General features: G+C 43.0%; 10 protein-coding genes. 6 read left to right on the plus strand and 4 right to left on the minus strand.

Annotation, left to right across the window (positions count from 1 at the left end; translation table 11 throughout):
- Window positions 1-53: 53 nt before the first annotated feature.
- Window positions 54-893: a fatty acid metabolism transcriptional regulator FadR gene (fadR, locus tag GZK95_RS09125; protein ID WP_075707957.1), complete on the minus strand. Its 840-nt coding sequence runs from the start codon at window positions 891-893 to the stop codon at window positions 54-56.
- Between the two features lie 641 nt (window positions 894-1,534).
- Here fadR and nhaB point away from each other — a divergent pair.
- Window positions 1,535-3,121, plus strand: coding sequence for a Na(+)/H(+) antiporter NhaB (gene nhaB, locus GZK95_RS09130; RefSeq protein ID WP_075714010.1), 1,587 nt, complete (start codon window positions 1,535-1,537; stop codon window positions 3,119-3,121).
- Window positions 3,122-3,206: 85 nt separating this feature from the next.
- Window positions 3,207-3,725, plus strand: coding sequence for a disulfide bond formation protein DsbB (gene dsbB, locus GZK95_RS09135; protein WP_075707961.1), 519 nt, complete (start codon window positions 3,207-3,209; stop codon window positions 3,723-3,725).
- Window positions 3,726-3,823: 98 nt separating this feature from the next.
- Here the strand turns inward: dsbB and GZK95_RS09140 are convergent, their stop codons facing one another.
- Together GZK95_RS09140 and GZK95_RS09145 are read right to left on the minus strand one after the other, a co-directional pair.
- Window positions 3,824-4,297 carry a hypothetical protein gene (locus tag GZK95_RS09140; protein ID WP_139315030.1) on the minus strand — a complete coding sequence of 158 codons (474 nt, stop codon included), beginning with the start codon at window positions 4,295-4,297 and terminating at the stop codon, window positions 3,824-3,826.
- Window positions 4,297-4,620, minus strand: a complete 324-nt coding sequence (locus GZK95_RS09145) for a hypothetical protein (protein ID WP_075714014.1) — start codon at window positions 4,618-4,620, stop codon at window positions 4,297-4,299. The genes GZK95_RS09140 and GZK95_RS09145 overlap by 1 nt, the downstream gene beginning before the upstream one ends.
- Before the next feature lie 487 nt (window positions 4,621-5,107).
- On the opposite strand from GZK95_RS09145, the gene megL reads away from it, so the two are divergent.
- The 4 genes from megL to GZK95_RS09165 all read left to right on the plus strand — a co-directional run bounded on the left by megL (window position 5,108) and on the right by GZK95_RS09165 (window position 11,803).
- Window positions 5,108-6,301 carry a methionine gamma-lyase gene (gene megL, locus GZK95_RS09150; protein WP_075707963.1) on the plus strand — a complete coding sequence of 398 codons (1,194 nt, stop codon included), beginning with the start codon at window positions 5,108-5,110 and terminating at the stop codon, window positions 6,299-6,301.
- 122 nt (window positions 6,302-6,423) lie between these two features.
- Complete coding sequence (locus tag GZK95_RS09155) at window positions 6,424-7,710, plus strand: amino acid permease (RefSeq protein WP_075713877.1); 1,287 nt, start codon at window positions 6,424-6,426, stop codon at window positions 7,708-7,710.
- Between the two features lie 245 nt (window positions 7,711-7,955).
- The gene (locus GZK95_RS09160) at window positions 7,956-9,836 is read left to right on the plus strand and encodes a methyl-accepting chemotaxis protein (protein ID WP_075713879.1); all 1,881 of its coding nucleotides are present in this window, start codon (window positions 7,956-7,958) and stop codon (window positions 9,834-9,836) included.
- Between the two features lie 404 nt (window positions 9,837-10,240).
- The gene (locus tag GZK95_RS09165; protein WP_075708629.1) at window positions 10,241-11,803 is read left to right on the plus strand and encodes a sigma-54 interaction domain-containing protein; all 1,563 of its coding nucleotides are present in this window, start codon (window positions 10,241-10,243) and stop codon (window positions 11,801-11,803) included.
- Between the two features lie 103 nt (window positions 11,804-11,906).
- Here GZK95_RS09165 and pflB read toward each other — a convergent pair whose 3' ends face one another.
- Window positions 11,907-14,216, minus strand: a complete 2,310-nt coding sequence (gene pflB, locus GZK95_RS09170) for a formate C-acetyltransferase (RefSeq protein WP_075714024.1) — start codon at window positions 14,214-14,216, stop codon at window positions 11,907-11,909.
- Between the last annotated feature and the right edge of the window lie 10 nt (window positions 14,217-14,226).

Raw genomic sequence — 14,226 nt, forward strand, 5'->3', positions numbered from 1 at the left:
ACGCCTATCTTGTGATAGGCGTTTTTCTAATATTCGGCAATGACTCAACTCAGTTAGCTATCATCTTCGGTAAAGTTGGTTGGCAGGGTTGTTTTCATTTGCTGCCAAATTTGTCCACTCTCAATACCGTAGTGGCGTACCAACACAGGGATGCTTTCACGGTTGCCTGATTCACACACTTCTAAAAGGTCACGGTAGAACTGCAGCGCTAATTCTCGCGCTTCAGGATTAGAGAAGTAGTAACTACCAACGCGATCGTACAACTTACGCAAACCATTAAAAATAAGACCGTAGATCTGATTACCTGAATGAAACGCCAAACGTTGGAACAACATGTAGTCGTAGAAATTAAACGTTTTTGCGATCAAAATCTCTTCGCGTTTAATCGGATCTTTCTCACCATCATCTTTAATTTGCTGGGTAATCTTCTCAGCATATGGTGAAGACTGCATAAAGTGATCCCACGAATCAGAATTTTGCAGCGATTCACACGAATCGATCACATTTTTGATTGTTCGCTCTGAGTTCTCTTTATTTGCTTTAAATGCATAGCGCATAAAAATCGGACTGATATTTGTACGTGCTGCAAGCAAATCTTCAACGATAGAAGTCGCGTTATCTGCATCAAGTGTCATTAAGGTATCAAGAATATGTAAACCAGATGTTTCCATAAATTGATTAACCTTGGTTGGCTTTCCATGCTGAATAGTCAGCCAGCCATCTCGTGCCAAACGTTGAAGTACTTCACGTAATGTCGTACGCGTCACACCGATAAGCTCAGAAAGCTCACGCTCAGCAGGAAGAATAGAACCTGGAGGGAAGCGCCCTTTCCAAATACTCTCAATAATGTATTTTTCTGCAAATCCTGCAGGGCTCTTTGCCTTTATGACCATTAAATTGCGTCCAATATTGTATTATATACGGGTTCAGAATCACTCATCATACCACTACTTATTACCTATCGGAAACAAACTGATAGTAAACTTCTCGCAAAATAAAAATAGAGTAATAACACTAATTTTATTCTTAAATAGATGGGGGTAACCAGAGCAAAAAAAGCCTCAAAAAACACAAAAACCAAACCGTTTTTGCAATCAAAGTTCCCGTCATTGCGCTATCAAACAAGCAATCTTATTTTCCAAAACACACAACTTTTGTAGGCTCATTGTACCAGAAATGTAACAGATAATTGTTTTATTCTTCGCTTTCGCTTTGTATGAGAATCAAAATGGAACTTTTTACAACTCTTATGTTATGTTTACGTAACTTTGATCGCGTTTTGAGGAGAAAAGCACCAAGTCTTTTATCAATAGAGCGTTATTCATTGACTCTATGGTGCTGGATAGTAGAGTAGCGAGCAAAGATATAAAGGAGTGCTTGTCATTCTCAAGGAGTGACTTGGCAAAGCGCATGACAATTACGGAATGTTGTTTTACTGAGTTACTGTTGATTCGGATATTTATTCATTTTTCCGATATAAGGATTTCATACGCAAGCAGTGTTTAGTAGTAACAATAAATAGAGTAGTTGTATTATGCCAATGTCTCTTGGAAATGCGTTTATCAAGAATTTTCTTGGTAAGGCGCCAGACTGGTACAAAGTCTTAATCATCGCTTTTCTCATCATCAACCCAATTGTTTTCTTCTTGGTTGACCCATTCGTAGCGGGCTGGTTGTTAGTCGCTGAATTCATTTTCACTCTAGCGATGGCACTAAAGTGTTATCCACTTCAGCCTGGTGGTCTTTTAGCAATCGAAGCTATTGCTATCGGTATGACGACTCCCGGCCAAGTTAAGCATGAGCTTGTAGCCAACATCGAAGTGCTATTGTTGCTGGTGTTTATGGTCGCTGGCATCTACTTTATGAAACAGCTGTTGCTGTTTATTTTTACCAAAATCCTGCTTGGCATCCGCTCTAAAGTTCTGCTTTCGATGGCATTCTGTTTTGCGGCAGCATTCCTTTCTGCGTTCCTAGACGCATTAACGGTTATCGCGGTTGTTATCAGCGTGGCGGTAGGTTTCTATGCGATCTACCACAAAGTGGCATCTGGCAACCCAATCGGCGATCATGACCACAACAACGACGAAACCATCTCTGAACTGACTCGTGATGACTTAGAGAACTACCGAGCGTTCCTACGTTCACTTCTCATGCACGCGGGTGTAGGTACTGCGCTAGGTGGCGTAACAACTATGGTTGGTGAACCGCAAAACCTTATCATTGCAGACCAAGCTGGTTGGCTGTTTGGTGAGTTCTTACTCCGTATGGCACCGGTCACCTTACCTGTATTCATCTGCGGTATGATGACTTGTATGTTGGTGGAGAAGTTTAAAGTATTTGGCTATGGCGCAGAACTCCCTGACACCGTGCGTCAAATCCTTGTTGAGTTCGACACTGAAGAGCGTAAAAGTCGCACCAATCAAGACGTAGCTAAACTATGGATCCAAGGCGCGATTGCAGTATGGCTTATCGCAGCACTTGCACTTCACTTAGCAGCTGTTGGTCTAATTGGCCTGTCGGTTATTATCCTTGCGACTGCGTTTACGGGTGTGATCGAAGAGCACTCGATGGGCAAAGCATTTGAAGAGGCGTTACCGTTTACAGCCCTTCTCTCTGTATTCTTTGCTATCGTCGCTGTAATCATTGACCAAGAGCTATTTAAGCCGGTTATTGACGCGGTACTAGCGGTAGAAGATAAAGGCATGCAATTGGCGATGTTCTACGTTGCAAATGGCCTGTTGTCGATGGTATCGGATAACGTGTTCGTTGGTACTGTTTACATTAACGAAGTTAAATCAGCCCTCATTGATGGCGTGATCACACGCGATCAGTTCGACTTGCTAGCGGTGGCAATTAACACGGGTACTAACCTACCTTCAGTCGCCACTCCTAACGGTCAAGCGGCATTCTTGTTCCTGCTAACTTCAGCACTTGCACCGCTTATTCGCCTATCCTACGGTCGCATGGTGATCATGGCTCTGCCATACACTATCGTCCTTTCTGTCGTGGGTTTAGCGGGTATTGTGTTCTTCCTAGAGCCAATGACAGCTTGGTTCTATGATGCAGGCTGGATTAGCCACCATGTTGGCGCGGCAGTCGAAGCCGTTTCAGGTGGACACTAATATTTCTACTTGATTAGGAAACTAATCCAAGATAAAAAGCTCTGAATAGTCAGAGCTTTTTTTATTTCTGAACAAGGACCGAATTTTGAACTTTCTAGCAACACTAAAAAGCTTTTCGCAAAGCCGTCTTTCATGGGCTATCTTACTTGGCTTCATCGTCTTCTTTGAAACTTGTGCCCTATTTTTCCAACACGTGATGGAGTTGCCACCCTGCGTTATGTGTATATACGAACGCGTCGCGATGATGGGGATTGCGGGAGCGGCGATTATCGGTTTGATAGCACCGCAAAACCTTATCATTCGCTGGATTGGTTTAGGCGCATGGGGTTACAGTGCTTATCGCGGCTTAGAGCTCTCATTGCAACATGTCGATTACCAGTTTAACCCCTCTCCATTTGCCACTTGTGATCTATTTGTCCAGTTCCCTGACTGGGCTCCGCTCAATCAATGGGCACCTTGGATGTTTGAAGCTTATGGCGACTGCTCAAAAATCGTATGGCAGTTCCTAACGCTGTCTATGCCGCAATGGTTAGTGGTTATCTTTGCCGCCAACCTCGTCGCTTTAGCGGTTATCGTAGTGGCTCAATTGGCCAAAAGTAAGTAACCACTGAATTAGAACGATTAGGTGAGATACTTGTGCAAACAAAAAGGGTTGGCTTAAAGCCAACCCTTCCTACATTAGGTAGCTAACATAGTTTGCTATTAAACGTTAAATCCATTCTCGGTAAGAAATGCTTTGACTGTGTCTTTATTTAGTACTTTCATTATTTTATGAATTTTCCAACACATATATGACATCACGGCTAGTAATGGTATGCCGATAAAAATAAAAGACAGGAAGAGACTAGGGATAACACCCCATATCAGCATTTTTCTAAAGCTTTTTTCCATCCCACTCAAGGCTTGATTGATATCTTCCATATCAACCACTCGTTTACCATCTGCGACTAAGCCAAGGATTACCTTCTCTCCCGCATCACAATACGTGTAAAGCTCAACGTCACTACCCAACTTAAGAAATGAATTGGTGGTATTGAAAGTAGCGATATTTTTAACCATGTGGAAATTGTCATCGCCATCGAGAAGTTTGATGTAGCTATACTTTTGACCAAATTTGCTAAGTTCACTTTGACCTAAGCCATCAAGCTTACCTTTAAATACTTTAAACTCAGCCATTAACATTTACCCGCAGCTTTCATCAAACCATTACAACTTGCGCCCGTCGGCATTCCCTTACCATCGGTAGGTGAGCATACCGCGTCACTGGTCACAACCACACCACCAGTGTAGTAACATTGGAATCGTCTCTTTTTATAGATTGCATCGAACTCCACTTTCATAAGGTCAGCAGTTCTGTGCTCAATTTTGACTTGATCTGCGCTAGTACCTAGTGCAAATGCTGCTTTTCTTTGAATTGAGTAATCATCTCGTGTGTTGTTATCGATGACACTACATCCTGATAACGACAATAGACCCAACATTATTATTATTTTTTTCATTTCAAGCATTCCTTAAGCCACTGAATTTGCGCGCGATTATCCCAAAACAATGAGGAATTGGACACTACAAAAACAACCGAAATACGTGCGAATTTTCCTACATTGAGTCATCAATCAATAGCAACCAAAGCTGAACTGAGTCGCGAGATATCGGCGTTCATTGAAAACCGCCATAATGGAAGGTTAAGTCAAACAGAGAGAAAGCCTGTCTTAATGAAAAATGAGGGGGGCTAAAAATACGTCAGTTAGGGCGCAAGCCTATACTGTGACTGGGTTAACAGATTCCATCCCACTCACGCTCTTTGCGGTTTTTTGCTCCAGATCACACCTTGCTAGATTTTTCAATAGTTCTGTAAACTTTATTTACACGCTGGTGCTATTATTTCCATTAAATTATAGCCAAATCCCTTATAAATCAATAACTTAAAAGTTGGCACGCTCGTTGCTATCTAATAAGGGAATTCAATAAAATAATAGGAAACAAAAGATGAACCTACATAACAAAGGCTACAACACTAAAATCATTCACGCTGGTCAACACCCTGATGAGACTTCAGGCGCACTTGCTACTCCAATTGTACAAACCTCTACGTTTGTTTTTGATAGCGCACAACAAGGTGCAGCGCGTTTCGCATTAGAAGAGCCTGGTTATATTTATACTCGTATCGGTAACCCAACCCAAGCTGCATTGGAAGAAAAACTAGCAGTGCTAGAAGACGGCGAAGCAGCACTTGCTACTGCGTCTGGTATCTCGGCAATCTCGACTACGCTACTGACTCTTTGTGGCCAAGGTGACCATATTGTATCTTCTGGTGCAATCTACGGTTGTACTCACGCATTGCTATCACACAGCTTGCCTAAGTTTGGTATTGACGTAGATTTCGTTGATGCATCTGTTGTTGCAAATATCAAAGAAGCAATCAAACCAAATACTAAAGTTATTTACATTGAAACACCAGCAAACCCAACACTGTCTATCATGGACATCGAAGCGTGTGCAAAACTTGCGCATGAAAACGGCGCTTTGCTAGTAGTAGATAACACATTTATGTCTCCTTACTGCCAGAACCCTCTCAAACTGGGTGCTGATATCGTAGTACACAGCTTAACTAAGTACATCAATGGTCACGGCGACGTGGTTGCTGGGGTTATCGTTGGTAAGCAAGACTTCATCAATCAAGCTCGTCTAGTTGGTGTGAAAGATATCACTGGTGGTGTTATTAGCCCATTCAACGCATGGCTAACACTACGCGGTTTGAAAACCTTAGCTGTTCGTATGGAACGTCACTGCTCAAATGCAATGAAGGTTGCTGAGTTCTTAGAACAACACCCAGCTGTGACTAAGGTTTACTACCCTGGTTTAGCAACTCACAAAAATCACGAGCTAGCGAAGAAGCAAATGTCTAACTTTGGTGGCGTGATCAGTTTTGAGATTAATGGCGGCGTTGAAGCTGGTCAAACACTGATGAACTCTGTTGAGCTTTGTATGCTAGCGGTTAGCCTTGGCGACACTGAGACTTTGATTCAACACCCTGCATCAATGACTCACTCTCCTATGTCACCAGAGCAAAGAATGGCAGCAGGTATTGCTGATGGCCTAGTTCGAATCTCTGTTGGTCTTGAAGACGCAGAGGATATCATCGCCGACCTTGATCAAGCGTTTAAGAAAGCAATTTTCTAAACTCGATTAACGTCCCCCTATTAGTGCGAGCAAACATGCCAGCCTAATAGGGGGCAGTTGGATACTCATAACAAGAACAAAATAGACAAGTACATTTTACTAATGTTTATACGGAGTAGTTCATGTCCTCTATTACCGCTACAAGTCAATTAGAAAAACATCAATACAAAAAAATCCCTCTCACCGGCTACGACGCAGGCTGGATATTACTAAACATAGGTATGGCTATCGGAGCCGGCACTGTAGTCGTCCCAGTGCAAATCGGACTCAAAGGGATCTGGGTATTTATTGCCGCTTTCTTGATCGCCTACCCCGCTACCTACATGTTGCAAAACCTCTACCTAAAAACGTTATCTGAAAGTGATTTATGCGAGGATTACTCGAATATCATCTCCCAGTACCTCGGTAAAAACTGGGGTATGGCACTCGGGATAATGTATTTCATCATGCTCGTACACGGCATGTTTATTTATTCCACAGCGATTATTTATGATAGTGCCTCCTATCTCACCACATTTGGCGTAACAGATAGCGTACTATCGGAATCGGTCCTCTACACCATTGCTGTCCTATCCGCACTCATATTTATTGCCTCGCGCGGAGAACAGTTACTCTTTAAGATCTCTGGACCAATGGTGGTAGTAAAAGTCAGTATCATCGTACTGCTAGGTGTTGTTATGATTCCTCACTGGGACTTCAATAACATTAAAGCTTTCCCTAGTATGGCCGACTTTTCTCGTGATGTGCTATTAACAATACCTTTTGCTTTCTTCTCTGCAGTATTTATCCAAATTCTTAACCCAATGAATATTGCCTATAGAAAAAGAGAAGAAGATAAAGAAGTAGCAACTTTCAAAGCAATTCGTGTTCATCGTATTTCTTTTATCATCTTAATCAGCATCATCATTTTCTTCTCTTTCTCGTTCTCTTTCTCAATTAGCTACGAACAAGCACTTGAAGCATTCAACTCAAATATTTCAGCCCTAGCGATGGCCGCGAAAGTTATCCCAGGCAAACTGGTTCACATTATGACAGTTTTGCTTAACGTCTCTGCCGTGGTGACAGCATTCTTTGGTATCTATTTAGGTTTCCAAGAGGCGGTTAAAGGTATTCTGGTTAATATTATTCAGCGCTTTATTCCAGAAGATCAAATCAACCACCAAATGCTTAGCGTTGGTACGTATCTCTTTATCGTTACACTACTGACTTTCTGGGTTTCTCTCGGTTTCTCTGTGGTTATCTTCTTCCACATTGCGAGTCCACTGTACGGGATTGTTTCGTGTTTAATCCCATGCTATCTGGTTTACCGAGTTAACAAACTGCACAAGTTCCAAGGTCTACAGGCAAAATGCGTATTGCTATTTGGTTTGCTGCTAGTGATCTCACCATTCTTCAAGTTCTTTGAATAGGTTTAGACCCTAACAGCGCAAGAGTAATCGCAGCGCAGTGATGTCCGGCAAGGCTCCCCCCCTGTCGGACAGCAATTAACCGTGGGGCACTCAAAACTATTACCCTCAGCCTATAGTTTGGGTGCCCCATGATTTCTTCTGGTTATCATCTCCATCAAATGTCACTTACCGATTAACCAGCCACACTGCTTTAGAGCTGCCATCAGGCAGATTAACGCCCCCTTACGATCACTGAGCAGATGCACATGACTAAGCTATCCATAAAAGCCAAACTCACCCTCGCGTTCATTCTAGTCATCGCCATAATGACCGCTATCCAAACCACCATTACAGGAAATCAAATCTCGGAAGAAACAACTCGTTCCATTAATCAGTATGCCAATACGGTGTTAGAAAGTAGCACCCTGCGCATGGAGCAATGGATAAGTGATAAAATCGATGTTGCAGAAGTCTCTACTCAAGCTTTTAAATACCCGAACATGGAAGAATCGTATTTAGCGATGATGACGCAAGCAGGCCAGTTTAGAGTGGTCTACGCCGCCGTTGATGATGGTCGCTACTTACTCGGCGCAGACGTTGAGGTTCCAAAGGGGTTCAATCCAAAAACTCGCGCTTGGTATATAGAGGCGAAGAAAAGCGACGGACCCCATCTGACACAACCGTATATGGATGCCTCATCAAACCAACTGGTGGTGACGATTGCCAAAGCTTTTTCCGTTGACGGAGCATCTGGTGTTCTCGCTGCCGATGTAGAGATAAGTCGCTTAGTGAACAATGCTGTTGATTTAAAAGAACCAGGAGTCATGGCATTTATCACCAATAGCAAGGGCATGATTGTCGCTCATCCTGACCAAAGCCTCACATTGAAGAGCATTAGTAACATCACCTCCGAACTAACCGCAGAGAAAATCGCCGAACTGGCGCGCAACTCGGTGCTCGTTGACGCAACTGTCGCCAATCGAGAAGTATTACTCACCTCGCAAAAGGTCGCCAATACTGACTGGTTTTATACTATTTTGGTCGATAAAGAGCATGTATTTGCCGCTCATAGCACGCTCATCGCTCAATCGATAGGTATGGGTATTGTTCAAGTACTGATCATTGCCTCAATCGCATTTATGATTGTGAAAAAAGCCCTGCTACCTCTGACACAACTAACAGAGTCGATGAAGGATCTCGCGCAAGGGAATGGCGATTTAACCAAACGTATCGAGGTGAACACCAAAGACGAAATTGGTCAACTGGCCGATCAGGTCAACGCATTCATTGGCAAGCTACAAGGTATTGTAAAAGACATTGCCGGCTCATCACAAAACATCGGCAGCCAGTCCGAAATCAGTACCAACTTAACTGTTCAACTCAGCGATGCGTTAACTGCGCAGCAAAATGAAGTCTCACAAATCGCGACTGCGGTTCATGAAATGTCAGCTGCAGCAGAAGAAGTCGCAACAAACGCTCGCCATACTGCAGACTCCGCGTTGAGTTCAACCGAACATTGTGACCAAGGTAAGCGAGTCATCAAACGAAACCAAGATTCAATTACCAATCTTGCGCAGCAACTCGATAGCGCAGCGAAAACCGTCGGAGATCTGGAGAAAAACGCTCAAGACATCAACACCATCATCTCGACTATTAGCAATATCTCTGAACAAACCAATCTATTAGCCCTTAATGCCGCTATTGAAGCAGCACGGGCCGGAGAACAAGGCAGAGGGTTTGCCGTTGTTGCAGATGAAGTACGGGTGCTATCGCAACGAACACACAGCTCAACAGTTGAAATTAGAGAGATGATTGAGAATCTGCAACAAAACAGTTCCGCTGCGGTTGAGTCAATGACAAGAAGTCGCGATCTCGCCTCCTCTAGTGTTGAAGATGCCAATGACGCAACCACCGCGTTGGAGAAAATTACCCTCTCAATCCAAGAAATATCCGAGATGGCCTCCCAGATATCGAATGCCGCTTCTGAACAGAGAACCGTCACCGATGAGGTCAGTGTCAACATTCAGCAAGTGAGTGATATTTCAACCCACCTCTCCGATGAATCCGCCAAATCTCGCCGCTTGTCAGAAGATCTAAGGCAAATTGCCCTGTGTCTTAACGAGCAAGTCAATCAATTCAAACACTAATCAAAGGGCGCACATACAGCGCCCTATTTTATCCTGCACACCAAGAGTCATGTTTGTGTTTTTTCTACTCACCTATCCAATCGCATTAATAAAACGATAATTGATAGCCCATTGTGATCTATCCTCAAGCATTTCTGCTTAAATCTCGCTTATCTAATTATAAGGCTGCATCCACATACCACAGTCAAAAGTGTCGTAATGATCAAAAAATGCAGATAGTTGTGGTCATTAAAACTCCAATATCAGGTGATTGAGCACGTTGCTTTTTTTGCGACAAAGCCCCCAAACTTGATGAGGAAATGCCAAGAAAATTTAGACCATTTATCGTATTTATGAAAATTAGATGTAACTAAGGCTATTCATGATTTATGTTAGATTATTATAAATGATATGCAGTGATTATTATGCTTAGCGTCGAATGGAATATTGAAACAATTGATCGAACCGCAATGATTTCAGATATTGTGGAGGAGTTTATAAAATACAAGATTTACATAGACACTCTTCAAGTATCGCCATGTAATATTTTTGTTAGGTTTAACATCTCACCCGATTTTGAATTAGAGAAGTTACTCAGCGATCTGCTGTGCTTACATGACATTCTAAGCATTTCACCGTCTAAAGGCGATATATCTGAAGCGTCACTGGCTAACTGTGGACATATTATTTTTACCAACCAAGGCGTGATCACGCAATTTAATCAGATCGCAGAAAAACAATTTAGCGTCTCGAGAAATGATATTATTGGCGAACATATTTCCTCTATTTTAATTTGGGAAGAAATTAGTGAATTCCTATTAGGCAACATATGTCGAAAGGACATCCAAAATAGAACTAACCATAGTAAAATTAACTGTACAATCCGACCTGTTTTCCAGCATAAAAAATTGACCGGCGGGATTATTTTTATTAACGATTGTACCGTTAACCCGACCTACAATAAAATTTTGTCTCCAAGATTAAAGAACGGACAACCACGCTCTGGGGTCGATGACATCATTTATGCCAGCGCCAATATGTCTGCCTGTCTTGATACGGTAAGAAAGATCGCCAAGAGTAAATATGCCGTTCTTATCCGTGGAGAAACTGGTACCGGTAAAGAGCTAATCGCGAGAGCCGTTCATGACGCAAGTGATCGTAAAGATTGTGCGTTCGAAGCCCTAAACTGCGCGGCTATTCCGGAATCTTTGGTTGAGAGTGAGTTGTTTGGCTATGAGGGCGGTGCATTTAGTGGTGCGCTCAAAGGCGGCAAAATGGGTCTGTTTGAAAGCGCAAACAATGGAACGATTTTCCTTGATGAATTTGGCGAACTTTCTCTTTCGTTACAAAGTAAATTATTACGTGTACTGCAAGACGGTATGATTAAACGCGTCGGTGGCTTGACCGAAAAGTATGTCGATGTGCGAGTTATCGCAGCGACTAACCAGAATTTAGAGCAGCTGATTGAAGAGAAAAAGTTCCGTGAAGATCTTTATTACCGCGTCAACATTCTTCCAATCAATATCCCGCCATTGAGAGAACGTCCGAATGATATCATTCCACTCGTGGATTACTTTACGAACAAGTACGCTGGCGAATTAAATAAAGAAATCATGCTATTACCATGCGCTCTTGATGTACTGACAAACTATTCATGGCCGGGCAACATTCGAGAACTTAAAAATGTCTTGTTGAGAAGTATATTACTGGCAGAAAAAGCTGAAATTTCAGGGTTGGATATTTCAATCCCAACAGAGAAAAATCTAACTGTTAGTACTTGCACTAACACCAATACAGCGGATGGCAATATTAAGGCTATGATAGAAACTCAAGAGCGAGAAATGATAAAAAAATCACTTATATCGCTCGGTTCTGCGAGAAAAGTGGCTAACGAGGTTGGCTTATCGCACACAACGGTTCTCAATAAAATAAAACTGTATGATTTGGAATATCTGTTATCGAGTAAAAAGAAAACGGCTGTGGCTTAAATACCTTTTCTTAAAGTTATCATTAAACTATCACAGATTATAAAAAAAGCGGATTTCAGTCTTTTGGCTGAAATCCGCTTATTTCATTAAGCCGTTAAAATCACTACAACTGGTTAGTGAAGGTGCGGCTAATTACTTCTTGCTGCTGTTCGCTGGTCAGGGCATTAAAACGCACCGCGTATCCCGAAACACGAATAGTAAGTTGTGGGTACTTATCTGGGTTTGCTACCGCATCGAGCAGCATTTCACGATTAAGCACATTGACGTTGAGATGTTGACCCCCTTCAACTCTATGTTCAGTCCCTTCTCCTTCATGATGGAAATAGCCATCAATCAAACCGACAAGGTTCTTCTGCTGGTTAACACCGTCTTTACCGAGTGCATTTGGTACAATAGAGAAGGTGTACGAGATACCATCTTTTGCAAACGCAAATGGCAGTTTAGACACTGAGGTTAGTGACGCAACCGCACCTTTTTGATCGCGACCATGCATTGGGTTAGCCCCTGGTGCAAACGGTGTACCTGCGCTGCGACCATCCGGCGTATTGCCCGTCTTTTTGCCATAAACAACGTTGGAAGTGATGGTTAAAATCGACTGAGTTGGAACAGCATTGCGATACGTTGGTAGCGCTTGAAGCTTTTTCATAAAGCGTTCAACTAGGTCACAAGCGATATCGTCAACACGTGGGTCATTGTTACCAAATTTAGGGTAATCACCCTCAATGTTAAAGTCGATCGCTAACCCTTCTTCATCGCGCACTGGGCGAACTGTGGCATATTTGATCGCTGAGAGAGAGTCAGCGACAACAGACAAGCCTGCCAAACCACACGCCATGGTGCGATACACTTCGCGATCATGCAACGCCATTAACGAAGCTTCATAGCTGTATTTGTCGTGCATATAGTGGATAAGGTTTAATGCGCTCATGTATTGCACAGATAACCAATCCATAAACTGATCAAGGTTCTTCATCACGATGTCGTAATCTAGCACTTCATCCATCAGCGGAGCGGTTTTCGGACCCACCTGGATTTTTAGCTTTTCATCAACACCACCGTTGATTGAGTACAGAAGCGTTTTCGCTAAGTTGGCACGGGCACCAAAGAACTGCATCTGCTTACCGAGAACCATTGGACTCACACAACACGCGATACCATAGTCATCGCTGTCAAAGTCAGTTCGCATTAAATCATCATTTTCGTATTGCAATGAAGACGTCGCGATAGACATTTGTGCGGCATAGTTTTTAAACCCAACGGGTAGCTGTTCAGACCAAAGAATGGTTAGGTTTGGCTCAGGTGCAGACCCCATCGTATGCAAGGTATGAATGTAACGGAATGAGTTTTTACTCACTAATGTTCGGCCATCAAGCCCCATGCCACCAATAACTTCCGTTGCCCAAATGGGGTCGCCTGAAAAAAGAGAGTCAAACTCCGGGGTACGTAGGAAACGCACCATGCGAACTTTCATGATGAAATGGTCAATCAGCTCTTGTGCTTGAACTTCCGTTAGTCGGCCCGCTTGCAAATCACGTTCAATGTAGATATCGAGGAATGTGGCTGTTCGGCCTAGTGACATTGCGCCACCGTTTTGCGATTTAACGGCTGCAAGATACGCAAAATACAACCACTGCACAGCTTCTTGTCCATTCATCGCAGGACGTGAAATATCATAACCATAGTCGGAGGCCATTTTTTTCATTTGCAACAAAGCACGTCTATGCTCTGCTAGCTCTTCACGGCTACGAATAACATTTTCGATATCACGACCTGACTCAAGATCCGATTGAAGTGAAGCAAACTGCAATTCGCGCTCTTTAACGAGGTAATCAATACCGTACAGAGCAACACGACGATAGTCACCGATAATACGACCTCGTCCATAACCATCTGGCAAACCGGTTAGGACACCTGATTTACGGCAACGCAAGATATCTGGCGTATAAACATCAAATACCCCTTGGTTGTGCGTTTTGCGAATATCCGTGAACAGATGTTCAAACTCAGGATCCATCTCCTTACCATAAGCTTCAAACGAGCTGCGGATCATCTTGATCCCACCGTAAGGGTGAAGTGCACGTTTTAATGGTTTATCCGTTTGTAAACCTACGATGGTTTCCAGCGACTTGTCGATATAACCTGGTGCGTGTGCAGTAATGGTCGTCGCGACGTTGGTATCAAAATCGATCGGTGCGTGGGTAGCATTTTCTTGCTTGATACCAACTAGCACTTTCTCCCACAACGCTTTTGTTGCTGCAGTGGCCTCAGCTAAGAAACTCTCATCCCCTTCATAAGGCGTGTAGTTCTGCTGAATAAATTCTCGTACGTTAATGGATGTCTTCCATTCCACGCCTTTGAATCCACTCCATGCATCATTGTAGGGTGATGCTTTTGTATCGATTGGTAATTGCATAAAATTTATT

Source organism: Vibrio panuliri, from assembly GCF_009938205.1.
GTDB classification, from domain to species: Bacteria; Pseudomonadota; Gammaproteobacteria; order Enterobacterales; family Vibrionaceae; genus Vibrio; species Vibrio panuliri.